The sequence below is a fragment of the Paenibacillus sp. Y280 genome (assembly GCF_056786335.1).
The window spans coordinates 66,583-89,608 of sequence record NZ_JBXCIW010000010.1 but is presented as its reverse complement, the minus strand read 5'-3'; the positions used below and the strand labels follow the sequence as shown (position 1 = coordinate 89,608).

Annotated in this window: 24 protein-coding genes and 1 pseudogene; 12 read left to right on the top strand and 13 right to left on the bottom strand. The window is 46.8% G+C overall.

Annotated elements, in window-relative coordinates:
* Positions 1 to 504: 504 nt before the first annotated feature.
* Positions 505 to 2,658, bottom strand: a complete 2,154-nt coding sequence (locus AC1TPC_RS14905; RefSeq protein ID WP_482067613.1) for a heavy metal translocating P-type ATPase — start codon at positions 2,656 to 2,658, stop codon at positions 505 to 507.
* Positions 2,659 to 2,835: 177 nt separating this feature from the next.
* Positions 2,836 to 3,912 (bottom strand): copper resistance D family protein, encoded by a 1,077-nt coding sequence (locus AC1TPC_RS14900; RefSeq protein WP_482067612.1) that lies wholly within the window; start codon positions 3,910 to 3,912, stop codon positions 2,836 to 2,838.
* A 209-nt stretch (positions 3,913 to 4,121) separates the two neighbouring features.
* On the opposite strand from AC1TPC_RS14900, the gene AC1TPC_RS14895 reads away from it, so the two are divergent.
* Complete coding sequence (locus AC1TPC_RS14895; RefSeq protein WP_482067611.1) at positions 4,122 to 4,487, top strand: ArsR/SmtB family transcription factor; 366 nt, start codon at positions 4,122 to 4,124, stop codon at positions 4,485 to 4,487.
* A gap of 191 nt (positions 4,488 to 4,678) precedes the next feature.
* Positions 4,679 to 4,837: a hypothetical protein gene (locus AC1TPC_RS14890; protein WP_482067610.1), complete on the top strand. Its 159-nt coding sequence runs from the start codon at positions 4,679 to 4,681 to the stop codon at positions 4,835 to 4,837.
* A gap of 277 nt (positions 4,838 to 5,114) precedes the next feature.
* Here AC1TPC_RS14890 and AC1TPC_RS14885 read toward each other — a convergent pair whose 3' ends face one another.
* Positions 5,115 to 5,249: a hypothetical protein gene (locus tag AC1TPC_RS14885; protein ID WP_482067609.1), complete on the bottom strand. Its 135-nt coding sequence runs from the start codon at positions 5,247 to 5,249 to the stop codon at positions 5,115 to 5,117.
* A gap of 145 nt (positions 5,250 to 5,394) precedes the next feature.
* The gene (locus AC1TPC_RS14880; protein ID WP_482067608.1) at positions 5,395 to 6,348 is read right to left on the bottom strand and encodes an ATP-dependent DNA ligase; all 954 of its coding nucleotides are present in this window, start codon (positions 6,346 to 6,348) and stop codon (positions 5,395 to 5,397) included.
* A gap of 258 nt (positions 6,349 to 6,606) precedes the next feature.
* Here AC1TPC_RS14880 and AC1TPC_RS14875 point away from each other — a divergent pair, with 258 nt between their 5' ends.
* On the top strand, positions 6,607 to 7,440 hold the full coding sequence (locus tag AC1TPC_RS14875; protein ID WP_482067607.1) for a deoxyribonuclease IV: 834 nt from the start codon (positions 6,607 to 6,609) through the stop codon (positions 7,438 to 7,440).
* Between the two features lie 170 nt (positions 7,441 to 7,610).
* Here AC1TPC_RS14875 and ku read toward each other — a convergent pair whose 3' ends face one another.
* Positions 7,611 to 8,459: a non-homologous end joining protein Ku gene (ku, locus tag AC1TPC_RS14870; RefSeq protein WP_482067606.1), complete on the bottom strand. Its 849-nt coding sequence runs from the start codon at positions 8,457 to 8,459 to the stop codon at positions 7,611 to 7,613.
* 228 nt (positions 8,460 to 8,687) lie between these two features.
* On the bottom strand, positions 8,688 to 8,996 hold the full coding sequence (locus tag AC1TPC_RS14865; RefSeq protein ID WP_482067605.1) for a hypothetical protein: 309 nt from the start codon (positions 8,994 to 8,996) through the stop codon (positions 8,688 to 8,690).
* A gap of 325 nt (positions 8,997 to 9,321) precedes the next feature.
* Between AC1TPC_RS14865 and AC1TPC_RS14860 the strand changes: the two genes are divergently transcribed.
* The 4 genes and pseudogenes from AC1TPC_RS14860 to AC1TPC_RS14845 all read left to right on the top strand — a co-directional run bounded on the left by AC1TPC_RS14860 (position 9,322) and on the right by AC1TPC_RS14845 (position 12,489).
* A complete protein-coding gene (locus AC1TPC_RS14860; RefSeq protein WP_482067604.1) occupies positions 9,322 to 9,777 on the top strand; it encodes a hypothetical protein in 456 nt (151 codons plus the stop codon).
* A gap of 128 nt (positions 9,778 to 9,905) precedes the next feature.
* Positions 9,906 to 11,347, top strand: a pseudogene (locus AC1TPC_RS14855) (spore germination protein).
* 39 nt (positions 11,348 to 11,386) lie between these two features.
* Positions 11,387 to 12,064: a GerAB/ArcD/ProY family transporter gene (locus tag AC1TPC_RS14850; protein ID WP_482067603.1), complete on the top strand. Its 678-nt coding sequence runs from the start codon at positions 11,387 to 11,389 to the stop codon at positions 12,062 to 12,064.
* Positions 12,065 to 12,240: 176 nt separating this feature from the next.
* Positions 12,241 to 12,489 carry a YolD-like family protein gene (locus AC1TPC_RS14845; protein ID WP_482067705.1) on the top strand — a complete coding sequence of 83 codons (249 nt, stop codon included), beginning with the start codon at positions 12,241 to 12,243 and terminating at the stop codon, positions 12,487 to 12,489.
* A gap of 587 nt (positions 12,490 to 13,076) precedes the next feature.
* On the opposite strand, the gene AC1TPC_RS14840 is transcribed toward AC1TPC_RS14845, so the two are convergent.
* Both AC1TPC_RS14840 and AC1TPC_RS14835 read right to left on the bottom strand, forming a co-directional pair.
* On the bottom strand, positions 13,077 to 13,487 hold the full coding sequence (locus AC1TPC_RS14840; protein WP_482067602.1) for an ImmA/IrrE family metallo-endopeptidase: 411 nt from the start codon (positions 13,485 to 13,487) through the stop codon (positions 13,077 to 13,079).
* 8 nt (positions 13,488 to 13,495) lie between these two features.
* Positions 13,496 to 13,924, bottom strand: coding sequence for a helix-turn-helix domain-containing protein (locus AC1TPC_RS14835; protein WP_482067601.1), 429 nt, complete (start codon positions 13,922 to 13,924; stop codon positions 13,496 to 13,498).
* Between the two features lie 335 nt (positions 13,925 to 14,259).
* Here AC1TPC_RS14835 and AC1TPC_RS14830 point away from each other — a divergent pair, with 335 nt between their 5' ends.
* Together AC1TPC_RS14830 and AC1TPC_RS14825 are read left to right on the top strand one after the other, a co-directional pair.
* A complete protein-coding gene (locus tag AC1TPC_RS14830; protein WP_482067600.1) occupies positions 14,260 to 14,727 on the top strand; it encodes a phage holin family protein in 468 nt (155 codons plus the stop codon).
* Between the two features lie 232 nt (positions 14,728 to 14,959).
* Positions 14,960 to 15,115, top strand: coding sequence for a sporulation protein YjcZ (locus AC1TPC_RS14825; RefSeq protein ID WP_187768168.1), 156 nt, complete (start codon positions 14,960 to 14,962; stop codon positions 15,113 to 15,115).
* 177 nt (positions 15,116 to 15,292) lie between these two features.
* On the opposite strand, the gene AC1TPC_RS14820 is transcribed toward AC1TPC_RS14825, so the two are convergent.
* Complete coding sequence (locus AC1TPC_RS14820; protein WP_482067599.1) at positions 15,293 to 16,090, bottom strand: HAD family hydrolase; 798 nt, start codon at positions 16,088 to 16,090, stop codon at positions 15,293 to 15,295.
* 494 nt (positions 16,091 to 16,584) lie between these two features.
* On the opposite strand from AC1TPC_RS14820, the gene AC1TPC_RS14815 reads away from it, so the two are divergent.
* The gene (locus AC1TPC_RS14815) at positions 16,585 to 16,749 is read left to right on the top strand and encodes a hypothetical protein (RefSeq protein ID WP_482067598.1); all 165 of its coding nucleotides are present in this window, start codon (positions 16,585 to 16,587) and stop codon (positions 16,747 to 16,749) included.
* A gap of 102 nt (positions 16,750 to 16,851) precedes the next feature.
* Here AC1TPC_RS14815 and AC1TPC_RS14810 read toward each other — a convergent pair whose 3' ends face one another.
* Genes AC1TPC_RS14810 through AC1TPC_RS14795 form a run of 4 tightly spaced genes read right to left on the bottom strand, consistent with a single transcriptional unit; the run spans position 16,852 to position 20,777 of the window.
* Positions 16,852 to 17,316 carry a RidA family protein gene (locus AC1TPC_RS14810; RefSeq protein ID WP_053374277.1) on the bottom strand — a complete coding sequence of 155 codons (465 nt, stop codon included), beginning with the start codon at positions 17,314 to 17,316 and terminating at the stop codon, positions 16,852 to 16,854.
* A gap of 45 nt (positions 17,317 to 17,361) precedes the next feature.
* A complete protein-coding gene (locus AC1TPC_RS14805; RefSeq protein ID WP_482067597.1) occupies positions 17,362 to 18,966 on the bottom strand; it encodes an N-acyl-D-amino-acid deacylase family protein in 1,605 nt (534 codons plus the stop codon).
* Between the two features lie 21 nt (positions 18,967 to 18,987).
* Positions 18,988 to 20,121, bottom strand: coding sequence for an alanine racemase (locus AC1TPC_RS14800; protein ID WP_482067596.1), 1,134 nt, complete (start codon positions 20,119 to 20,121; stop codon positions 18,988 to 18,990).
* A complete protein-coding gene (locus AC1TPC_RS14795; protein ID WP_482067595.1) occupies positions 20,118 to 20,777 on the bottom strand; it encodes a helix-turn-helix transcriptional regulator in 660 nt (219 codons plus the stop codon). The genes AC1TPC_RS14800 and AC1TPC_RS14795 overlap by 4 nt, the downstream gene beginning before the upstream one ends.
* Before the next feature lie 361 nt (positions 20,778 to 21,138).
* On the opposite strand from AC1TPC_RS14795, the gene AC1TPC_RS14790 reads away from it, so the two are divergent.
* Together AC1TPC_RS14790 and AC1TPC_RS14785 are read left to right on the top strand one after the other, a co-directional pair.
* On the top strand, positions 21,139 to 22,215 hold the full coding sequence (locus tag AC1TPC_RS14790) for a CobW family GTP-binding protein (RefSeq protein WP_482067594.1): 1,077 nt from the start codon (positions 21,139 to 21,141) through the stop codon (positions 22,213 to 22,215).
* Positions 22,216 to 22,362: 147 nt separating this feature from the next.
* Positions 22,363 to 22,893, top strand: a complete 531-nt coding sequence (locus AC1TPC_RS14785; RefSeq protein WP_482067593.1) for a hypothetical protein — start codon at positions 22,363 to 22,365, stop codon at positions 22,891 to 22,893.
* Positions 22,894 to 23,026: the final 133 nt, after the last annotated feature.

Below are 23,026 nucleotides of genomic sequence, written 5' to 3'. Positions count from 1 at the left end.
GCGGTGCAAGGGATATTCCTTTACCGTCATTTTTTATTTTAGTCAATAGTTGCTTTATTTGGCAGATTATAGGTAATTTAATGAGCGCATATGCGCTTATGGCTCAGATTTGGCGTATGAGCGACGACGAATTAAGGCATCAAGCACGCATATGCTCTTACAGCTCATAAATCATGTGTGTTGGTGAGCGATAAGCGCAAATATGCGCTTATCGCTCAGATTTGACGTATGATCGACGACGAATTAAGGCATTAAGCACGCATATGCTCTTACAGCAGACAAATTGTGTGTTTTGGTGAGCGATAAGCGCAAATATGCGCTTATTGCTCAGATTTGACGTATGATCGACGACGAATTAAGGCATTAAGCACGCATATGCTCTTATAGCCCACAAATCATGTGTGTTGGTGAGCTATAAGCGCACATATGCGCTTATAGCTCAGATTTGGCGTATGAGTGACGACGAATTAAGGCACTAAGCACGCATATGCTCTTATAGCTCACTTAACCAAGACGTTTCTTGCCTTCAATTAGTATGGTCAAGCTGACCAGCGTAACAAAAATCGTTGCTCCCATATCGGAAAGAATGGCGATCCATAAGGTGAGCCATCCGGGAATGGTTAGCAGGAGCGCGATTACTTTCAGTCCAAGCGAGACAATGATGTTGAACCGTATGACCCGGTTTACTTTCTTCGCAATTGAAACCGCCTCTGGAAGCTTGCCCAAATGGTCCTGCATCAGGACGATATCCGCTGTCTCGATTGCGCTGTCCGTTCCTTTACCCATCGCAATGCCGAGCTGTGCGGATGCGAGAGCGGGAGCATCATTAATACCGTCGCCAATCATAGCTACCGTATGTTTGGCAGAGAGCTCTTTAATCCGCTGCACTTTATCCTCGGGAAGCAGATTTCCGTAAAACTCGGATACGCCTACTGCCGTGGCTACTTTCTCTGCAGTCTTCTGATGGTCGCCAGTCAGCATGATGGTTCGTGTAATTCCCAGCTTGTGCAAGGCTGCGATAACCGAACGGCTTTCTTCACGGATTTCGTCTGCAATGCCGAACATGCCAAGCACGTGATGCTCGTCAGCGACAAGTACGAGAGTAAGGCCATCGCCCTTCAATTGCTCAATGCGGTTTTGTATAGCATCGGGGATTGTAATGTGCCCAATGCTTATTTCATTTCCAAGCCAGTACGTTTGACCGTTAACCTTCGCTTTAATTCCTCTACCTGTAATCGTCTGAATCTCATCCGGCTCAGGCACGGAGATGCTTCTGCTGCCTATTTCTTTCATGATCGCTTTCGCCAGCGGGTGGGAAGACGACTTCTCGATAGCACCGGCAACCTGGAAAAAACATTCTTCATCATAGGACACCAGCTGTGCTACATGCGGCTCGCCCTTCGTTAATGTCCCTGTCTTGTCAAAAGCAAGCGTATCGATCTTGCCAAGCTGCTCTAGAAACACGCCGCCTTTAACCAGCACGCCGTTCCGCGCGTTTCTCGTAATACCCGAAACAATCGCAATAGGAGAGGAAAGGATGAGCGCGCAAGGGCAGCCAACAATTAATACGGATAAGCCTTGATACAGCCATGTCATCCAATCTCCTTGAAAGAGGAGGGGAGGTATAAGCATAACAAGCGCTGCAACAATCATAATAAGCGGCGTATAATATTTGGCGAATTTATTGATAAACAGCTCGGTTGGCGTTTTGGTCTCTTGCGCTTCCTGAACGAGATGAAGTATTTTGGCCAAGGAGGAATCCTTGTATGCTTTATCGATACGGACAAGCAGAAGCCCTTCATTGTTGATGCTCCCGCCATAAACGAGCTCTCCGGGCTCCTTCTCGACTGGAAGCGACTCGCCCGTAATGGCAGCCTCATTCACCGAGCTTTTTCCCTCTGAAACCATACCGTCCGAAGGGATTTTCTCGCCTGGCTTTATTTTCACAAAATCACCGACTTGAAGGGAGGCGATCGGAACGATGAGCTCCTGGCCGTCCTCCACCTTTAAGGCTTCCTTAGGGGCCACTTGGAGCAAAGCTTCCATGGAACGCCGCGCCTTCTCCATCCCATATCCTTCGAGCAGCTCATTAAGGCCGAACAGAATCGCAACGAGCGTAGCTTCCTTCCATTCGCCAATGGCAACGGCACCCACTAACGCAATGGTCATTAAGGTATCGATATTAAATTTTAATTTATATAGGTTTTTGAGTCCTCGGAAAAAGGTCGTGTAGCCGCTAATGATCGTGGCGATCACATAAAGAATAATGACCGCTTGTTTGTCGAGCACACCGTCAAGCAGCAATGCCGCGGCATAAATAACGCCGGATGCGATAAGCAATTTAAGCATTTTCCCATTGCCATCAGCATGGCTATGACCCCCATGCCCATCATGACTGTGTCCATCATGATCATGCCCACTATGAGCGTGATGGATGTGGCCGTCTCCGGTATTCGATTCAGCGCACGTTTCGATATAGGCATTGTCAGACTTTAAAATCTTCTTGACTTCAGCCATTGAAATTTTCGGATTTACTGTTAATTTTGCCGAGTTATAGCTTAACTTTGCATCCTCGCCATGCTCCAATTGTTTAATCTCTTCTTCCATGCGAAGGGCACAGCCGCCGCAAGAAAGTCCTTTTATTCGATATTCATTCATAAGCTAGCCTTCTTTCAAAATCAATATATGAATACTTGCTCATATAATATGTGAATCCAACATTTATGTCAAACTTATTCTCCCCAAATGTGTAATAAAAACATAAAAAAACCATCGATCCGTTTCGGAGAAACAGTCCGATGGTATCTTATTCGCAGTGAATGATATTTGATTCCGTTACTTAACAGACAGGAGGATGCCAAGGAACGGAAGCAGAATGCCAATCAGCGCAATCGTAACAAATAGACCGCGTTTATCCTTTTTATACAACGGAATCAGCGCAGCCAGAGCGATAATTCCGAGTGTTATCATAACAAGCTGAGCAGCGCCCCAGTTCCATTGGAGATCTAAGCTCTGCACATTGCCATGCAGCCATTTAAATAACGGAGAAGGAGAGGGCAGCTCAAACTCGTCTTCATGCGGAGGCTCCTGTACACCCATAAAGGCTGTTATGATAAGAACCGCAAGGGCAATGAACGTTTCAAGGCGAAGCCACCAGAGCAGCCTGCGCTTATCTGTCCCATTATTCGTTAGCTTCGATAGAAAACCATTCATAAAACCAAGAAGGAGAAGCGGCAGAAATACGAGATGCTTAAGCAGGAGAGCTTCACCGTAATTGATGCCCCATGAATTGATATATCCTTCAACGATAAGCGACATCATCACTAATCCAGCGGCAATGATAAGCATCATGCTAACTATCGACAGAGGCGTAAACCAGCGGATAAAAGCTTTCCATTTCAGTTCGCCCCTCGTGAACCATGCCGCCAAGATGAGCGTTCCGAGCCAAATGGAAACAGCAGCGACATGAAGAGCTTGGGAGAGAAGTCCCCATACGGCAGAGAAACCGACAGGATGGCTTGCCCAGCCATGAGCAACAATACTGCATACCCATGCGATGGCAAGCAGCCACTTGGTCCATTTTTGCTGGAAACCGCTTAAGACAGTGATCATATACATAACCGTACAGATGATTAGGTTCCAGATCCATGCGTTCCCGTAGTTGTAATCCTTTAATACAATGAGCAAAATTTGTACAAAGGACAGATTTTCGGCAAAATCGCTGAGGACGATGGTTGACCGTATGATCGACATAAACGAGAATAACGGAATGCCCAGAATGGCATATTGAAATAGGCCAAATGGATTTGTCATGTCTGGTTTGGAGCGGTCGGGAATGAATTGAAGCAATAGATACCCGCCAGTAAAGGCAAATGACAAATAAAGCAGCGTTTCAAAAAAGTAAATATACAAATGTACCAGCTCCAAATTCCTTAACGATGGTTAGTTTAAGTGAATCATATCACAGCTACTAACAAGTGAATGTATGCTCATATGACAATTGGTTGAAAATAGTGGAACAGCAACTACAATATGCATTTTGATCGCTTGAATTGACTGCCTTAAACGTAATCTTTTTGATATAATGGATAGTACGAACATAAAGGGCGGTGGCAAGTGAGATGGATCGAGTAGTGGAGGAACAATGCGACGATACGTGCTTAGGCACCGAAATGAATCTAAATGTGTTGAATCAAGCGAAGCTGCAGGAGCAAACGGCGGTTGATTTGGCTGAATTGTTTAAAGCGCTAGGTGATCCTACAAGGGTAAAAATGATACATGCTTTGCTCAATAACGAATTATGCGTTCATGATCTATGTGTCGTACTAAGCATGGCGCAGTCCGCCGTATCTCATCAGCTTCGCTATTTGCGCAATGTGAGAATTGTTAAGCGACGCAAGGAAGGCAAGACGGTTTATTATTCCATTGATGATGACCATGTGAAAGAGATTTTTGTTCAAACCTTAAAGCATTTGGAGCACACTTAAAAGTAGAGAGTAACTGTATGTAAATACGGATACTCTTTTTTTTGCGTTAAAGTCACATGAAGCAAAACGGAAGCTTTATCTCGCATTTCCCCATTAGAGTATGCGCTTTCATGTGATATTGAAAACGACATATTTACGGGATTTCCTTTTGTCGGCTATCGTTGTGTTAGAAACCAGGAAGGAGTGATTCCATGCAGGAGGTTAAACGTATTGCAACGGGCAGCAGGCTGAAGGAGCCGGGCAAGATGAGGAGCAGAATGGGAAAAAGACTGCTTCAAAACTGGGAGCTGTATCTATTGATTGCCCCCGCCTTTTTCTACTTTCTTATATTCTTTGAGGTTAAATTGTAACTTTATATGAAAAAATAGAGTGTTCTCGTAAACCAGCATCCTCAATCATAGTCGAGTAACTAACAGGAAAAACTCCAGCTAATTGTCCGATGTGGCGGCAATAAAAACATTTAACAGGAAAAACTCCCGCTAAAAGTACTGTAAATACTCATAATGGCTAAAATGCGGGAAATTAACAGGAGAAATTCCTTCTAAAGCTACTTTTTTCCTAAAATACCTAGAAATAGCAGGAGTTTTTCCTGTTAAATTTGCTGGCAGGCCAAGCCGTGCTGCCTTGTCAGGCCGAGTCAAGCAAACCAAGCAAACCAAGCAAACCAAGCAAACCAAGCAAACCAAGCAAACCAAGCAAACCAAGCAAACCAAGCAAACCAAGCAAACCAAGCAAACCAAGCAAACCAAGCAAACCAAGCAAGCCAAGCCGCTAACACCTGCTACTTCCAGCATCCCAAGCGCAATCCGAGCCGTGTCGGTATCGAAGCGGACCGGTGTCTGTAAATTCTAACTCGGTTACTTTGCATACATAGAATCGCTGGCGTACTATTCAGAGTTTATGCACACTACTCTCCCTTTAACTGGTCAACCGTGCATTCGCTACTATCCATATTAACAATAGCTTGAATGCTTGGGTGACGCATGGTCCCCCCAGGGGTAAACTCGAGGTATTCGACTTTTACTGTAAGCGCAGGCGTTACCCAGACAGCATCTTTGGACCGTTCTGGTTCATTAATGAATGGCCTATGGGTCATTTGCCTTCCCTTTATGTCTGCTGTTATTGCTGCCCAATCCCTCTGGGTTAATTTACCGGTGCCAGCATGGCCGATGTATATCATTTCACCGTCATTCGTATAAATACCAAGCAATAGTGCGTTTACAATGTTATGTCTAAAAGTGACCCCGCCTACAACGGCGAATAGATCCTTCATGACCTTCTGTTTTCGCCAACGCCCGTCTTTTCCATTGATGCGATAAGTACTGTGAAGGTCCTTAAAAATGACACCTTCCATTTGATATTGTTTCATCAGCTCGAATAAGGCTATTCCATCATCAAAATTTTGTATGATTTGAAGGTTGTTTTGCGGAATCAATATTTTCTCAAGCAATGCCAGCCGATACTCTAATGACTTATCCGTTACCCAATCCCCGTTATAAAATAATACGTCAAAGATCATATAGGTAACTGGAGCTCGCTCTGATGATTGCTTAATTTTTTGAGATTGCTTTAAGCTGTCCCTCTTCATAACTTCATAAAATGACGGCTTATTCTGATCGAAAGCAATAATTTCGCCATCAAGAATAACAGAATCGGCTTTGCAGAATTCGCTTGTGTTAAGAAGCTCGGGATACTGCAGCGTCCGTTCATTCATTCTCCGGTTGAACAGTTTGGTTTCGTTGCCGTCAAAATAAAGCAATACTCGGACTCCGTCCCATTTGATTTGCGCCACCCAGTTATCTCCCTTAGGCGGAATAGACGTACTAATAGGCTCGAATGGATAAATGGGTTTTAGATCCATACACAACCTCCCGAAATTTTATAGCTCAAGTTTGTCCATATGCAGGCTGCACCATAACAAGAATCACTCTTTTCACTCTTTAGGATTCCCAAATGGAATACAGTATTAGAGCCAATTAGAAATCATCGGTGGTGTGAGATTCGATGATCGCTAAGCATTCTTTCTTACTGTTGGTATATTTGATATTCCGTATAGAAAGCATATAGGATGAATATTTGCTCAGAGAATGAAATGGTTTTGGAGCGGGAGGGAAGAAGAATGAAGCTTGGAAGCCATGTGACAATTAGCAACGGGTATCTAGCCGCGGCCAAGGAGGCAGTAAAGCTAGGGGCAAAGGCTTTTCAGTATTTTCCTAAAAATCCGCGCAGCCTGTCTGTGAAAACCTATGATCATCGGGATACAGATTCCTGTGCCCGTTTTTGCCAAGAGCATGGATTGGTTTCCATATCCCACACTCCTTATACGACTAATTTATCGATCGAAGGTCCAGAGATGCAGCAAGTGATGATAAGTTCCATTTTAAACGATTTGGATATTGCTGAAGCGTGCGGATCCATTGGCGTTGTTGTTCATTTTGGAAAATTTAAAGGTGCTGACCCCCTGCAGGGATATAAATTAATGATCGATATGCTTAATAAAGTTCTTATGAACTGGAAAGGCAAATCCCTTCTGCTTATTGAGAATAATGCTGGACAAGGGGTGAAAATGGGGCTCATGTTGGAGGAGCTTGTGCAAATCCGTAAACTGACGGATTATCCCGATAAAATTGGATTTTGCTTCGATACATGCCACGCATTCGCAAGCGGGTTATGGACAGGGCATAATTGGACTGAAATCATGGAGAAGGGGATTGAACTCGGGTACTTCACCAACCTTAAAGCGATACATTTGAATGACTCCGTATTTCCAAGCAGTTCCTTTAGGGACCGGCATGCGAATGTTGGAAAGGGGTATATCGGCGAAAATAATATGATAGAGCTTTTGCTCAGCCCTGTACTAAGGGATCTGCCTTTCATTTTGGAGACACCGAGTTCCAAGCAATATTCTCACCTGGATGAGATTAAATACGTATATACACTAGCTGCAAAATAGGCAGCAAGAAATAGAAATTGGCAGAACATCAGTATCGGTGGGCGGTGGTGTAAATGAGATCGATCTTAAGAGGACAGAGAATCCTAATAGCAATTGAAAAAGCCCCCAACCACATCTTGAAGGTGGAGTTGGAGGCTTAGCTCTCTTATGATCCGCACGCACCATCATCCTTACGAAACGACATCCTCATCCTTGGCTTTCCGAGTGGTGGTTTTCCGTTTTTTCGGTTTCGGTTCGGCTGGCGGTATTTTTGCAGCCTCAAGTGAAGCTTGCAGCGCGCTCATCAGGTCAATGACATTCGTGCGGCCAGCAGCTGGCGCTGATACCTTATCGACGCTTTCACCGGCAATTTTATGCGAAATCGCGTCCAGCATCGCTGCTCGGTAATCGTCCGTATACTTCTCAGCTTGAAATGGCTCCGAAAGCTGCTCAATGAGCTGCTTTGCCATTTGCAGCTCTTTTTCATTCACAACAGTTTGCTCAGGAAGATTAGGCACTTCCGTGAGCGAGCGAATTTCATCCGGATAATGCATCGTCTCCATGCACAAGCAGTTGCCAACGGCCCGAATCGCCGCCAAGCTGCTTTTGCTTCGAATCGAAATTTTGGCGATGCCGATTTTGCCTGTTTGCCTGATTGCCTCAAGCAGCAGACTATATGCGCCGGAGCCCGCCATATCAGGGGAGAGGTAATAGGGCTTTTGAAAATACAATGGATCGATATCCGTTAGATCGACAAAATCGAGTATTTGGATGACCCGTGCAGATTCGGGCTTCATCGCTTCCAGCTCTTCCTCGTTGAACAGTACAAACTTGCCTTTCTCATACTCAAAGCCTTTGGAGATGTCCTCTGGCTTAACCTCTTCTTCGCAATGCGGGCATGTTTTCACATATGAAATAGGCATGCCGCATGTCTTGTGGATTTGTCGGAAATGGACATCCTTGTCCTCAGTTGCCGTAAACATTTTCACTGGCACATGAACCAATCCAAAGCTAATTGCACCTTTCCAAACCGTATGCATACAATCGCCGCCCTGCTTTTTTTTCAATAGGATGCGCGTGTTTGGTCAAAGTATACGGGCGAACGAATGAGGGGACGGAAAAGCGGCTGATTTCTAAAAAAGAAACCAAAGCAAAGAGACCTCCATAAGCTTAATTGAACTTGTGGAAGGTCTCTCGCTTAAGGCGAATGGTTGTCCTGCTCACTTTTATTGGTCGTCTCACTGAGCATTAAGTTGTTCTGCTTACCACTATTGGTTGTCTTGCTGGGTGCTTTTGGCAGTCTGCTGCCTAAGCTCGGCATTTTTGGCAGTGAGCTGCTTGGCGATAGCAGCCTGCGAAGCTTCAATTTTGCCTGCCTCTTCGGTTAATTTTGAAATTTGCGTCATTTTGCTGCTGAGATCAGTCGGAGAGGAGCTCACTTTGATGTTTTTTTGCAGCTGCTTTATTTTGGCGAGAGCTTTCTCTCTTTTTATCTTATCGCTTACGCTTTGCTTTTGAAGGTCGGCGATTTCTCGTTTCAACCGGCTAATGATCGACGTTGTAAAACTAATGGACATGGGGGCACCTCATAATCGTATAGTGTTGCATCGCCCCATTTTACTATAAACAGCAGGTTTAAGCGAGAAAAGAAAGACCCGAAAGCAAGGCACCATTGCTGCTAAGTGTCTTCCTACGGTCCATCGTTCATCAACCTCGGTCAGTCATGCTGTTGTTTTGTTATTGTAACCTTTATCCATTGCCTCATGCGGGGAACATAATGAGCAAGGGGTGTTCTGCCTACTTGTGTCTTCAAATCATGGTGAAGTATTATTAAGCGTTGTAGCGCATATTGTGTTCTCTTCTCTCCGATCAATCCGTGCAAACACGAGGAAGGAGTTTATTTTGAAGGCTAGAAGCTTGTACGACAACTATGTCAAAAATAATCTTTTCATGAAAATGATTTTGTTGTTTGCGCTCATCACGACCGTCACGATCGTTACCTTTTCGTTTTTTATGTTTAATGTCATGTCGGAATCAATCATTCGCAATGAGCTTGAAAACCAGAAAAAAGCGATGGAAAGCGTCAACAGCTATATGACCCGCAAATATGAATCGGTGCAATCGTTTATGCTGGATGCGTATAGGAATGAATCGTTATCGCTTCATCTCTCGTACTTCCTGCAGCATCCATTCGAGGATTATATGAAATACCAACTGGATCAGTACGCCGACGAGGCTGATATAGATTTGCCGAAGAGACTCGATTATTTCGAAAATAAGCTGGATAGCGATGCCGATATTGAGAATCTGCTGCTGTACAGCTCAGAGAAATTGATCTTTGTACGATATTATCGATAGCAGCAAATATTGAGCTGAATTTAAAAATGATTTTACGGGATTTGGGCGGCAGCGACGATGTGGTTATCCGTGAAATCCGCAGCGCTTGAAGCGACGAATCTACCGCTGCCATTGTATATATTGACGGCATGTCCGATGCCACCATTATAAATGCTTATATTTTTGACTATCTAAACCGTTCGCTTCAGCTTGACCTGGATCATAAAGAGCTTGCACATCAGTTGTTATCGGGCATAGGCTCGATTCATCCCGTCGCGAAGACAGGAGAGCTCTATCAGTCGCTGCTCTCTGGCGAAGCGATCATTTTCCTAATCGGCAGTGATCATGCTTATCGCGCGGATATTCGCCAGTGGAAGGGCAGCGAGGTGACGGAATCGACCAATCAGACGTCGGTTCGCGGACCAAGGGAGAGCTTTACCGAAACCTTGAGGGTGAATACCTCGCTCATACGCCGAAAAATAAAAGATCCGAGATTATGGCTAGAGACGATAGCGATCGGCCGAATAACAAAAACCGATGTAACGATCATGTATTTGAACGGTATCGCGAAGCTTCCGTCATTTCGGAGGTACGCTCGCGTTTGCAAGCGATAGATATTGATGGCGTTCTGGAAGGCAGCTATATCGAGGAGTACATTGAGGATGCAAGGTTTTCCATTTTCCCTACTGTATTTAATACGGAGCTGCCCGATAGCGTAGCCGCGCAGCTGCTGGAAGGCAAAGTAGCCATACTCGTGGATGGTTCGCCAAAGTTTCTGGTAGTCCCTACGCAATTTGTCAGATTTATTCAATCTACTGAGGATTACTATCAGAGGGCGATCTATGCGAGCCTGCTTCGAATACTGCGTTTTATTAGCGGATTTATCTCGCTGCTGCTCCCCTCCCTGTAAATTGCCATAACGACCTTTCACAGGGACATGCTGCCTGCCTCCTTGTTGATCAGCCTCGCTGAACAGGGGGAGGGGGTTCCTTTTCCAGCTTTTATCGAAGCGGTAGCGATGGAGGTGACGTTTGAGATTTTAAGGGAAGCAGGGCTTAGGATGCCAAGGGCGATCGGTCAAGCCGTATCCGTTGTAGGTACGTTAGTAATCGGCCAAGCAGCGGTCGAAGCCGGAATTGTCTCTGCCGCGATGGTTATTGTCGGATCCGTAACAGCCATTTCGACCTTTACGTTGCCGGCATACACGATGTCGATTCCCATCCGCATGCTGCGATTTGTGTTAATGGGACTCGCGGCAAGCTTCGGCTTGTTCGGCATCATTATGGGCTTGTTTACGCTGCTGCTGCATTTATGCTCTCTGCCTCATTTGGAGAGCGTTATATGTCGCCGCTTAGTCCGTTTATTGCTTCGAATCAACAGGATACAATTGTCCGATTGCCGTGATGGCTCCATTTTAAACGGCCAAGCACTGCGCAGAAAGGCAATCGGATCAGGCGATACTCGTCGTTTGGTGGGAGCTGCCGAAGCTGCTGGAGCAAAAGCGTACGAAGGAGATTGCCGCGTTCCTAACGTTCCATCTCATAGGTACGGCTTTGTACGGCGCATTAGCCATGAACGTGAAGCTGCCTAATCCGTTTCTTCTCATCAAGCTTGTCTATGGGTCGCTCATTTGAGCAAGGAAAACGTTTTTCCCGTGTTTTTGGTGCTCTTTTTGTTTATGGTCGTCTTCCTCCTGCCGCAAATCGAGCTCTCCAAGCTGGAGCCTGTGCTCGCTGAAGGGCTTGCGCCAGTCATGAACGGCGTATTTATTTCCTTTACGATCCCGTTCTCGGAGGTTTTCGTTATATTAATGCTTGTCCCTCACGTTCGAGGCAAAAACGGGACGATGAAGCCGCTCTTGCTGGGAATTGCCTTAGGTGGCGCGATACTATTTATAACCGTCCTTCTGTGCGTGGTTGTACTCGGGTCAAGCTTAATGGAGACCAAATATTATCCGATGTTCATACTCGCTCAGAAAATAAGGGTCGGGGGTTTTCTGGAGAGAATAGAAGCCATTCTCGCATTTATCTGGATCGTAACGGTGTTTTTTAAAACGTTAACTATTTTTTATGCCATTACGCAAGGGATAACCCAATTGTTTCGGTTAAAGGAGAGCAATATGCTGACGATACCGCTTGCTATGATCTTATTGGTAGGCTCCGTAATCAGCACCCCGAATATTGTTGTATATAATGAAATCAATAAAAACGATTGGCCCTTGTTCGATCTGACGGTCTGCGTACTTCTTCCCGCCTTATTGCTAGGCTGGTTCTATTTAAGGAGAAATCACGATCATAAGGCCCAATAGGCTGGATAAGCACAAGGAAACATTTGGTTACTCATGCATTACCGCTAACAGAGTCAATCGCCAACATGCTATAATAGATCTATTCGCGTAACTTAAATGGATAGGATTAGGGTCTCCTCGGAGCGGAGGAGATCCTTTTTTATTGAAAATATAGTTGCCATACATAGCTGGAGGGGATAAAGGTGGCAAAAGGACCGAAGCGGCCAACGAGAGATGAATTTGAGCTTGAGGAGCTGGGCGAGAGATTGGTAGAGGCCAAGCAGGAGGGCACGGAGCTGCTGCTGACGATTTGGGCGGCGGAAGAGAAAGTAAGAGGCGTCATTACAGCGCTCGATTCAAGAACGAAGAAGGTTCATGTTGAGCATATGGGAAGCCTAACAAAGGTCCCATTCCTCGATATTATGAAGGTAGAAAGCCCTTATTGATAAGATAAGCTTCTTGTGAGGAAAAGATTTCTATATTCGTCAGGCTGGAGGCCTCCCTCGTTCATGCGTTGAACGACCGGAGGCCTCTTTCTGTGTTTAAAAGTACAGCAGGAATTCACAATTTTTAACCAAATATTGAAAATACTACCTAATCGATTATTTGTATAATACTCTTGTCGGGAAGGGGGGAATTGATTTTAAAACGTTAAAGATTACGACGGTAGATGCAAAGATTGATTGTACAAATATTAAACCTATTCTGGAGCGTTTACGGGACAGGATGAGTTTTAAAGCCGTATTGGCAGATGGAGAGGGCAACGAGACAGAAGCGGCGACCGCTGAGCTTATCACCAAACTAACTCGATTCACGGGAATAACTCGATTCACTGGAATAGGTCTAGTAAATAGACTAATCCAACGAAAGTTACTTTAAAGCAAACTGCAAGAATCGCAAAATGTGCGATCATGTTGTGAGAGTAAGAAGAGGAGCAGCCTAGAATAGGTTTGCCATTGCTCCAGACTGCTTGTGAATTATTCCATTTTAGTCTATCTAACATCAGCACTCCGTTTTATAATAAAACCTCGCTTCAAAAATAAAACTTATGCATTTCCGCCGGAACGCGATTTCGCATAAGAAGCTCCTCAAGCGTCTCGCTGGCAGCGGGAGAATCACCGGCTGTCAGCAGTCTTACTGCAAATTTACTCGCTTGCCGTTCATACTTTCCTACATTAAAAAAAGATTGCTCATCCAGCCAAAAACGGTTGAACCCGGGATGCAGCCGGTCATGCCCAAGCTCATGCGCGCATACGAAACGGCGCCAATCCTCTGGCAGCGCATCGTGAATGACGATAAACCGGCGGCGCAGTTTTTTGAAGTAGAGACCGCGCGTGCCTTGTCCGAGGTCGGCGTAACGAATATGAATGCCAAGGCCTTCGGCGATGATGAAGGGATCATTGGTTTTGAATTTTCGAATGAGCTTTAAAATCATTTTATCCATAGCAACACCTACCCTTTGGCATCATCATCAGGAGCATCGTCGGTTGGTTCAGCCTTTTTTTTGTGCTTATTCATTTGCTTAGCTTCCCAGAACAGCCCAGTCAGCACATCCATGACACGCTGGCGATCGGTAGCACTCATCGGAACGCCGTCGAACATAATTTCCCCATCTTCTTCGAGCAGCTTCTTAAAGTCGCGCTTATCTTTATACGTTGCCCAATCGGGTATTGTTGCCGAAGGAGCATCGCGGCCAAGCAAATAATCACTGGTCGTATTCAAAATGTCAGCCATTTTTTGCAGGTCCTCGCTCGTTGGCGTAACCCGGTCATTTTCGATATGCCCAAAATTGGATCGGCCCATCGCAAGCTTCGTGGCGACATCCTGTTGTGTTAATCCCCGTTCGATTCGCAGCTGTTTTATTCTCGTTCCTAATGACATTTTAAATACCCTCCATTTTTCGAGATTCGGTATTTTAAATACTTGACGGTAATTAAAATACCGAATACAATGAGATTCATCAGACGAACACATGCAGCAATTTATTGGAAAAGCTTAATAGATATTTTAAATACTTAAGAACTAGTATATTTTTAGCTGATGGTATTGTCAATACCGATTCGAGGTCAATATTTTTTTGGTAATAACGGTATTTTAAATACCTATTAAGAGTTAGAGCCTATGGGAGGTTATGCGAATGAAGCAGCGAAAGGAGGTGGATCAGAGGCAGTCGCTAGAGTTTGAAATCGATTTCCAATATGACAAGGAGGTTCTTCATGAACAAACAAATGCTATCCGATTATTTCCTAGAGGGTAAGCTAACAACAGCTGCGCTGGGTGCTTTTTTTGAGCCTGCAATAGACGCGATATATGGCCAAGGCCGTTTAATACCAATTGCACTTCTAATAGTCGTAATTGCGCTAGATTGGATAACAGGCATAGCTGCCTCACATAAAGACAAAACCTGCACCTCTGAGTATGGGATGATCGGGGTGCTACGAACTCTATTTCTTCTGGCATTGCCCGTCCTATCCAAGCTGCTAGATTCGATGCTTAGTATGCCTGGTCTTTTCTTTTATACCATAACGTTAGGGATTGTATACCACACATGGCTGTCCCTGACCGCTAATGCATACAGAGCAGGCTGGGAGAAATGGATTCCTAAATCGGTGATCGAGCATATTGATAGTGAGCTGAAAGCGAAGGTTGAGCGAGCGACTAGAAGAAATTCAAACCAAGATTAACAAATGGACCAAATACTTAAAATGCTCGCCGCTGACTCCCTAAGGTCTGCAGCGAGCATTGTTATTATAATCTTTAGAACACCCAGCTCGCTCTCAAAAACATCATTACTAGGCGTTTCAATATACCCCATAAATAACCATTTAGGCATTTGCTCATTTCCTCCAAAAGCCCATACTTTTTTCGCTCAGAATCATAGAATACTGTGTAAGTTAACAAAAAGGAGATGAACACATGAGCTATGGAGTAGCAGGTGCTAATGTAGGACCTGGACACTGCGCACCTTATCCAGTTGCAGGCGTAAGCAATTGCGGCGGCGGATTCTCAAGCATTGGATTTATTCTCGTTCTCTTTATCCTACTTGTCATTATTTCTCGTTCTTGGCTGTAATAATAGCCAAGCAAAAGCTAACGCGTGATCCAATCTATGCGTATATCCACTAACTGCAACTATAATAACATCCCCGCTGGCCAAAGCCGCGGGGATGTTATATTTAATCTTTATGGACAAGCTGTGGCTAACGTTTACTCCACAATGGTGCTAGCGACATCTTTTTTGATTGCCTTATCAACCGATAGGCTTAAGTGAGAGCAGCGACTCAATTTCGAGAAGCGACTTGATTTCGAAGGTTGGCTGAGCGGCGCTGCTTGGCAGCGGCTGCCCTGATCGATTCAGCCAGGCACTTGCCATTCCAGCCCGGCTTGCACCCAAAATATCGGTAAACAAATTGTCCCCGACCATTAAGCACTCCTCAGTCTTCAGCCCCGCAAGCTCCATACAATGCTCGAAGATCTTAGGGGAGGGCTTGCCGCAGCCCACCTCACCCGAAATGACAATATGGCTGAAAAAAGCAGATAAGCCGCTCACGCCAAATAGCTTCTCTTTCTGCAAATCAGGCGTACCGTTGGTGAGCAGCATTAGACGGTAATGAGTATGTAAGGAATTCAGCGCTTGAAAAGTATCTTCATATATATAAGGACGCTTTCGCCTCTCCTCCGGAAATGTTTCCGCAAGCTCGGCCGCCAGCTTTTCGTTATAAATACCCAGCTCCTTTAATCCGTTTCCCCATACCCTTTTACGATACAGGGGTGCAAGTTCTCGCATGCGCTGAAGCTCAGGCGCAGCCCCATCATCAAAGCGGGCCCACAACGCTTCCATCGCTGTGACTTCAATATTTGCTAGGTACGAATAGTCTTCCAGCTCCTCAAATAAAGAATGGGCATGGCTAATAACAGCCTGCTTAAGCAGCGAGGAATCTGAGTCTTTTGCCAACTGCGCTGCCTTGCATGTTGCATCAAGCGATTCCTCGGTGCTTTTCTCATCCCATATAAGCGTATTATCCAGATCAAAAATGATAGTGTTCATCGGTTTACAATCCGTCCTTTTTTTTGGTTGGTAGTTTGCTATAAAAAAAAGCTAATAGTTTCATATAATCATACGGTAGATTGCGTGAGCAGGGCAATAAGAAAGGGATAACGTGTAAGCGGGAAAGAGAGCGGAAAGACCATTCGAGTGAAGCACCAAATGGAGACAGTAAGAAAACGAGGTACGGTGGCGCCATAAAAATGAACGTGGAAAGGGAAGAGTCGGCATATGTTCGGCGAGAGGTGGAGCAGGCTGAGGAGAAAAGAAGGATTGGACGGGCTGCCGCTTCTCTTATTCAGGATAAGGACGTTGGCCTTTAAGTCTCCCATGACTTAAAGGTTTTTTTATTTGTGCGTAAAGATGACCCAATCGCAAATCATGTAAAAGTGTGGGCTTCTGGAAAAATGTACAGGAGCACATTTATCGCAATAGCCTATACACATTTCGCCATAAATCATAGGATACTGTACCTTAATAAAAAAGGAGATGAACAAATGAGCTATGGAGTAGGGGGAGTTGGCGCAGGTAACTGCGGTCCGGCTTATCCAGTTGCAGGCGTCGGAAGCTGCGGGTCGGTAGGCGGATTAGGTACTGGACTTGGCATTATATTGGTACTTTTCATTCTGCTTGTTATTATTTCCCGTTCTTGGTGGAGCTAGTAGACTAAGCTTACTTGTAAATCGGTTAAATTGCGTTTCCACTAATTGAAATAGCATTCAAAACCCCCAAGTGCCTGAGCCTTGGGGGTTTTGCATGGCTTGCTACTCGCGAACTTCTGCGATGAGCTCAATTTCAACTGGCGTATGGAAGGGAAGGTCGCTTGTACCGATAGCAGACCGGGCATGGCGGCCATTTTCGCCGAACACTTCAATTAGCAAATCGGATGCGCCGTTAAGCACGTACGGCTGATCGCCGAAGCCGGGAGCGCTGTTGATAAAGCCGAGAATTTTGACGATTTTCACAACGCGGTCAAGATCTCCTAGGTGAGCTTTCATTGCTGCAAGCAGGTTGATTACGATTTGGCGCGCTGCTTCTTGTCCTTGCTCAATCGTAAGGTCGGAGCCTACTTTTCCTTCGTACATAAGAACGCCATCGATGCGGCAGTCAAAGCCCGAAGTGTAGATGAGATTGCCTGTTTGGTTCACCGGAATGTAGGAAAATTTCGGTTTTGTTGTTTCTGGCAAAGTAATTCCAAGCTCGGCAAGACGTTTTTCAATAATGGACATGATGATAACAGCTCCTCTTAAAATAATTTATATAGTAATGGTCAGCTAGTGCGTGCAGCAATGCTGCGCGCGAATAAGCTGTCCTTCACGCTTATGTGTATGTGTGCTATTCGCCAGTGTAAGCTGGCCGGCGACGATAACCTTCGAGATGCCTGACGGGTATTGACGCGGCTCCTCGAAGGTGGCTGTATCTTGGATAACAGCCGGGTCAAAAACGGTAATGTCAGCGATGTAGCCCGGTACAAGCAGACCTCGCTTGCCAAGCTTAAAGCGCTGAACAGGGAATGATGTCAGCTTGCGAACCGCTTGCTCTAACGACAGCACCTTGTCCTCGCGTACATATTTGGCGAAGACGCGCGGGAAGGTGCCGTATGTCCGCGGATGCGGCTTGCCGATCTCGCAGTTCAGGCTGTCGGATGCGATTAGCGACTTCTCGTAGCCAATGACCTGCTTCACGTCGTCATCCGACATATGGAAGTAGACGATAGCGATTTGGCCGTTCTCCTCGAGCAGGAGATCCATCATGCAGTCGATCGGGTGCTGGCTGCGAAGCTCGGCAACCTCGGCAATCGATCTGCCTTCAAGGCTTTTGTTCGCTTCGGTCTGCATCGACGAGATGATGATGCTGGACCAGCCAGTGGAGCATACGAGGTTGTCCCACGTTTCTTGCTCATGGCTGAGCTCCTCCTTGATGCGTGCGCGAAGCGCTTTATCACGAAACGCTTCAAGCGTTGCATCAATGCCGCCCTCAAGCACCCAAGGAGGGAGGACGGTCGTTAGTGTCGTCGAGCCTGCAGCGTAAGGGTACACGTCGACCGTGACGTCCATGCCGCGTGCCCTTGCCGCTTCCACAAGCTCGAGCGCATCCAGCGCTTTGCCCCAGTTGGCGCGTCCCGCTGCCTTCAGATGGCTGATATGAAGCGAGATGCCTGCCCGTTCCGCGATCCAAATGACCTCGGCAACGGAAGGCAGCAAATTGTTGCCCTCTCCGCGAATATGAGTGGAGAGCAGGCCGTTATACTTCGGCAGCACGCTGCAAAGCTCTGCAAGCTCTTCGCGGGAGGTGTAGCTGCCCGGCGCATAGAGCAGGCCGATTGATAAGCCGATCGCGCCAGCGCGCAGCCCTTCTTCAAGGAGCGATTTCATCCGTTCGATCTCGTCCTTTGACGCAGGGCGGTTCTCGAAGCCCATCACCGCGATACGAAGCGCTCCGTGCGCGACATAGGTGGCGATATGCTCGGAAGGATTCGAGCGGCCTACAAAATCCATATATTGGCCGACCGTTTCCCAAGGCCATTCCCAGCTCGTACTGCCGAGAACGGGCTGCACGTATGTTTGCAGCAGGCCGGCTTTTTCCCGAACGAATGGAGCGGGAGCAAGCCCGCAGTTGCCGACAACCTCAGTCGTCACGCCTTGCTGCAGCTTAATTTCGCTGTGGGGGTGATCGATAATCATGAGGTCGGAGTGACAGTGTCCATCGATGAAGCCGGGAGAGATAACCTTGCGTTCAACATCAATAACCTGCTCAGCTTCTTGATCAATGCGCCCGATGGCAACGATAAGGCCATCCTTTACGCCTACATCGCCGTTATACCAAGGATTGCCGCTTCCATCAACGATTTTGCCGTTTTTCAGAATAAGATCGAGCATGCTTTGATCCTCCTCTTCTCGCTATTCGAGCATTCCACGTGCCGCTACGGACGTTTTGCGCAGCACGCCTGTCGATTCCTTGATGTAGACGAAGCTGTGCAAATTGACCGTGCTGCAAATGTGATTAGGGATGATGCGAATGACATCCCCGACTTGATAAGCAGAATCCGGCTTCACGTGAATCATGCCATGCTCTTCATTCATTCGCTCAAGCACCGCATCGGGATCTCCGACGATATGGCCGAAGCCCTTGAGGAACAGCGGCGCATGGCCTGGCTGCACGTCGGTCGCGAAAGTTTTGCTGCCGCCGTCGATGATAATCAAATCTGGCGAAGGACGGCTTACGATTGTAGCGTGCACGGCGCCAGCGCAATCTTCAAGGGTAGTGATGCCAAAGACGGTTTGCATCCGGTCTTGATAAATGTAAGTGCCTGGACGAACCTCCGTCACGCCATCTACCTCGGCTGCGGCAACAGACGTAGGCGAGGAACCGACGCTCACATCTTGAATCGCGATGCCGGCGCTTCTTAAGACAGCCGCCGCATCAGCCATTAAGCGGCCTTCTTCAAGACCGGCTGCTCTCACATCCAGGGTTGATGCTCCTGCAACCATCGTGCCGCGATACGTGAAGATGCCGCTTAGCTTAATCCCCTTAAGCTCGGTGATTTGTTTGGCGAGCTGTACCGCTGTATCGATCGCCGCTCCCGTACGCTTCAGCCCGGTATCGAGCTCGAGGCGCACCTCAAGCTCAGCGCCCGCGCGGGAAGCTGCTTCAGAAATCCGCTTTGCGCCTTCTAGACTATCCACTCCGATGATTAATCGAACACCTGATAGACTTAGGCGGGCGGCACGTTCAATCTTGGATTTCGCGATAATTGGATATGCGACGAATATATCGCGAATGCCGTTGTCCGCCATCACTTCAGCCTCGGAAATTTTTGCAACGGTAATGCCGATGGCGCCAGCAGCGAGCTGTCTTGCGGCCATCTCTGGCAGCTTATGCGTTTTCGCATGGGGACGGAGCTTTACGCCAAATGGCTTCACCTTCTCCGCCATAGAAGCGATATTGGCATCAACAAGATTGCTGTCGATGACAAGGCAGGGGGTTTCCAGCTCACGTCCGTCATACAATGCTGTGTTCAAGTTGTCACTCATTCTACGATTCCTCCATCGCTGTCTGCGCCTTTGGCTTCATCCAAATAGCTGTACAGCGTAAATTTAGAAATGCTCAGGTAGCTGCAAACCTTCTCGCCTGACTTTTTAATGAGAAAAGCTCCCTTTTGATCGAGCAATTGAATGAATTTGATTTTGTCTTCCTTGGCCATAGTCGCTGGCGGCTTGCCAATCGTTTCATGCGCTTCTTGCAAAAGCGAATCGAGCAGGTCGCTCACATTGCTGACGAAGGATTCTCGAACCGGCGTAAAGCCGCTTGCCGTCAGCGATTGAAGCGTTTTCTCCGCCACCATCAGATCGGTGATGTCGAAGTTGATGCATAGCGCTCCGATAATGGTGCCTGCGTTGTTTTTGACATACATGGAGGTGGACCGAAGAATTCGCCCGTCCTTCGTTTGCGTTACATAGTTATGGCGATTGTCGCCCTCGGACGTTCCCCGCATAATTTCGAGACCTAGATTCGTGCCGGGGTCTCCGATCTCTCGTCCTGTTACATGGCCGTTCTCGATGATAACGATCGTGCTGTCCACCGGCTTCGACCAGTCGTGCACGACAACCTCGCAGCGCTCTCCGAATTGCGCCGTAATACCCTTGGCCATCTCTGTCAAAAAGAGAAATTCCTGCGATATTGATTCCACCCTGCGATCACACTCCCGTCTTCCATAAAGCCTCGTTGCCCACATGGTACTACGACTTGCACAAAAAATCAAACAAAAAATCTGTTAGCCTAAAAAAAAGTATGATTGGATATTTTTATTCTTTTATGCTTCCCGACACGACATCGGAAGAGGTGATGAAGCATGTGCTGGATCAGCAGTTCATTAAAGCGGAAGCTGTCCTTTTTAAGTAGCAGCAAATGCTTCGAAAATATTAAATTTGACTCATTAGAGTTGCTTTAATGATTTCTCAAGCTCAAATAGGTGAAAGAGCGTAACAGTTACGATATAATATGACCATTCATGCTCGGTTTAAAATATGGCATACGGGAGATATCACACGATGACGACAAATAATGAACAAAATATACCGGTACATTTACTGTCAGGCTTTCTAGGGAGCGGGAAAACGACGCTGCTAAGAAGAATGCTGGACTATTACACTGCGCAAGGCAAGAAGCCAGCCGTTATTATGAACGAGCTTGGGGATATCAACTTGGATGGCCAGCTGGTAGGCGATGAGGTGCCAATGGCGGAAATGCTGAGCGGCTGCATTTGCTGTACGATGCGCGGCGATTTGGGCATGGAGATCAGCACGCTGATCAATGAGCATCAGCCGGATGTCATCTTTATTGAATCCACGGGTGCCGCCAATCCGATGGAAACGCTGGACGGGGTAACCGAGGCGGCTATGTACAAGTCCATTGATCTACGCAGCGTTATTACGGTCGTCGATGGGCCTGAGCTGCTCGCGCGCCGCGCCCGCAAAGGACGGACATTCAAGCTGATGCAGGAGCAAATCCGCTGCGCGACGATTTTGTTATTGAATAAGGCGGACAAGCTTGAGCCGGATCAGCTCGTGGAGGCGCAGCAGCAATTGCGCGAGTTAAATGCCCATGCTCAGATCATTGCGACTGTACGATGCGCGATTGACGATTGGAGCTGGCTGGATGCAGAAGTGGAATCGCACGTGCAGGAGCATCAGCTCACTGACATGGAAGCGCGGCATATAGCCGCTCATACACATGGCGAAAGCGAGGAATGCACAGTCGCAGGCTGCACGCATGCCCATGCCCATGACCATGACCATGCAACCCATCCAGCCCATGCCCATCATCATTCGCACGAGCATGTCATGGTTGTCACGCATTATTGGCGCACCCCGATAAGCAGCGAGGCATTTGAGTCGCTGCTTCAGCGGATGCCGGACAACATTTACCGGGCGAAGGGGATCGTGACGTTTACGGATGCGCCAAGCCGCTTTCTTTTTCAATATGCCTATAAGGAGTCAGATTTTCTTAGAATTGATCCGCAGGGAAAAGTAAATGATGTTGCCGTATTTATTGGTGAACATTTCTCAAAGGCTTGGCTGCTGCGCGAGCTGGAGCTTCTGGAGCAAGCAGAGCATACAGCGGAATAATGCAGATTAGCCAGCCTATCGCCATCAGATCTTGTCGAAAAATGCCATCATCATGTCTATACAGGTGAATGCTTGGGCAAAATAAGCCAGATGAGGCGTAACCTTATTGCCTCTGCATCACGAAAGAATGGAAAGGTGTGGCAGCAAATGATTAAAAAATGGTTTATTCCCGCCGTGGCGCTTGCCGTGCTGTTTTCGGTCGCTCCCGTATGGGCGGCAAAATCGGCAGCGGCATTACCGGGAGCTTCATTAGTCATTCAGCACCCTAAAGAGTCCGATATGGACAGCGATCATAAGCATCACAAGGGAAAAATGACGCGTAAAGATTTTGAAGCTTATCGACTAGAGAAGCTGAAGGAAATGGCGATCTATTTCGGCATCCAAACCGAAGGCAAGAACGCCGATCAGTTGAAGAAAGAAGTAGAGGCAGCGAAGCTTGCGAATAAAGATAAATGGGAAGCGTTCAAAGCGGAGCATCAAGCAAAGCGTCTGGAGCATTTGCGCAAAATAGCCGAGGAGCATGGCATTAAGACAGAGGGCCAATCATCGGAGCAGCTGCGTGAGGAGCTTTACAAACTTCATGGCGGGAAAGGCAAACGTCCTCATCGTTTGGAGGATCATGACCGCGCGATTGAAGATAATGGCGATAAGCAAAAGGAAAAGCAAAACCAAGTATAAGCTGCATAAGCAAGCGCCGCCAAGTCATCGACTGGGCGGTTTTTTTGTATATGAACAAAGAAAGAGAAGAGAATGAAGGTTGCTATTAATCCTTACTATTTCTTTAAAAAAGGTCTATTGACTCTTGTTGACA

Excerpts from the sequence above, each read along its gene's own strand:
- AC1TPC_RS14905 (WP_482067613.1), bottom strand. The coding sequence starts at position 2,658 with ATGAATGAATATCGAATAAAAGGACTTTCTTGCGGCGGCTGTGCCCTT.
- AC1TPC_RS14895 (WP_482067611.1), top strand. The coding sequence starts at position 4,122 with ATGGATCGAGTAGTGGAGGAACAATGCGACGATACGTGCTTAGGCACC.
- AC1TPC_RS14890 (WP_482067610.1), top strand. The coding sequence starts at position 4,679 with ATGCAGGAGGTTAAACGTATTGCAACGGGCAGCAGGCTGAAGGAGCCG.
- AC1TPC_RS14880 (WP_482067608.1), bottom strand. The coding sequence starts at position 6,348 with ATGGATCTAAAACCCATTTATCCATTCGAGCCTATTAGTACGTCTATT.
- AC1TPC_RS14875 (WP_482067607.1), top strand. The coding sequence starts at position 6,607 with ATGAAGCTTGGAAGCCATGTGACAATTAGCAACGGGTATCTAGCCGCG.
- ku (WP_482067606.1), bottom strand. The coding sequence starts at position 8,459 with ATGCATACGGTTTGGAAAGGTGCAATTAGCTTTGGATTGGTTCATGTG.
- AC1TPC_RS14865 (WP_482067605.1), bottom strand. The coding sequence starts at position 8,996 with ATGTCCATTAGTTTTACAACGTCGATCATTAGCCGGTTGAAACGAGAA.
- AC1TPC_RS14840 (WP_482067602.1), bottom strand. The coding sequence starts at position 13,487 with ATGGATAAAATGATTTTAAAGCTCATTCGAAAATTCAAAACCAATGAT.
- AC1TPC_RS14835 (WP_482067601.1), bottom strand. The coding sequence starts at position 13,924 with ATGTCATTAGGAACGAGAATAAAACAGCTGCGAATCGAACGGGGATTA.
- AC1TPC_RS14830 (WP_482067600.1), top strand. The coding sequence starts at position 14,260 with ATGAACAAACAAATGCTATCCGATTATTTCCTAGAGGGTAAGCTAACA.
- AC1TPC_RS14825 (WP_187768168.1), top strand. The coding sequence starts at position 14,960 with ATGAGCTATGGAGTAGCAGGTGCTAATGTAGGACCTGGACACTGCGCA.
- AC1TPC_RS14820 (WP_482067599.1), bottom strand. The coding sequence starts at position 16,090 with ATGAACACTATCATTTTTGATCTGGATAATACGCTTATATGGGATGAG.
- AC1TPC_RS14815 (WP_482067598.1), top strand. The coding sequence starts at position 16,585 with ATGAGCTATGGAGTAGGGGGAGTTGGCGCAGGTAACTGCGGTCCGGCT.
- AC1TPC_RS14810 (WP_053374277.1), bottom strand. The coding sequence starts at position 17,316 with ATGTCCATTATTGAAAAACGTCTTGCCGAGCTTGGAATTACTTTGCCA.
- AC1TPC_RS14805 (WP_482067597.1), bottom strand. The coding sequence starts at position 18,966 with ATGCTCGATCTTATTCTGAAAAACGGCAAAATCGTTGATGGAAGCGGC.
- AC1TPC_RS14800 (WP_482067596.1), bottom strand. The coding sequence starts at position 20,121 with ATGAGTGACAACTTGAACACAGCATTGTATGACGGACGTGAGCTGGAA.
- AC1TPC_RS14790 (WP_482067594.1), top strand. The coding sequence starts at position 21,139 with ATGACGACAAATAATGAACAAAATATACCGGTACATTTACTGTCAGGC.
- AC1TPC_RS14785 (WP_482067593.1), top strand. The coding sequence starts at position 22,363 with ATGATTAAAAAATGGTTTATTCCCGCCGTGGCGCTTGCCGTGCTGTTT.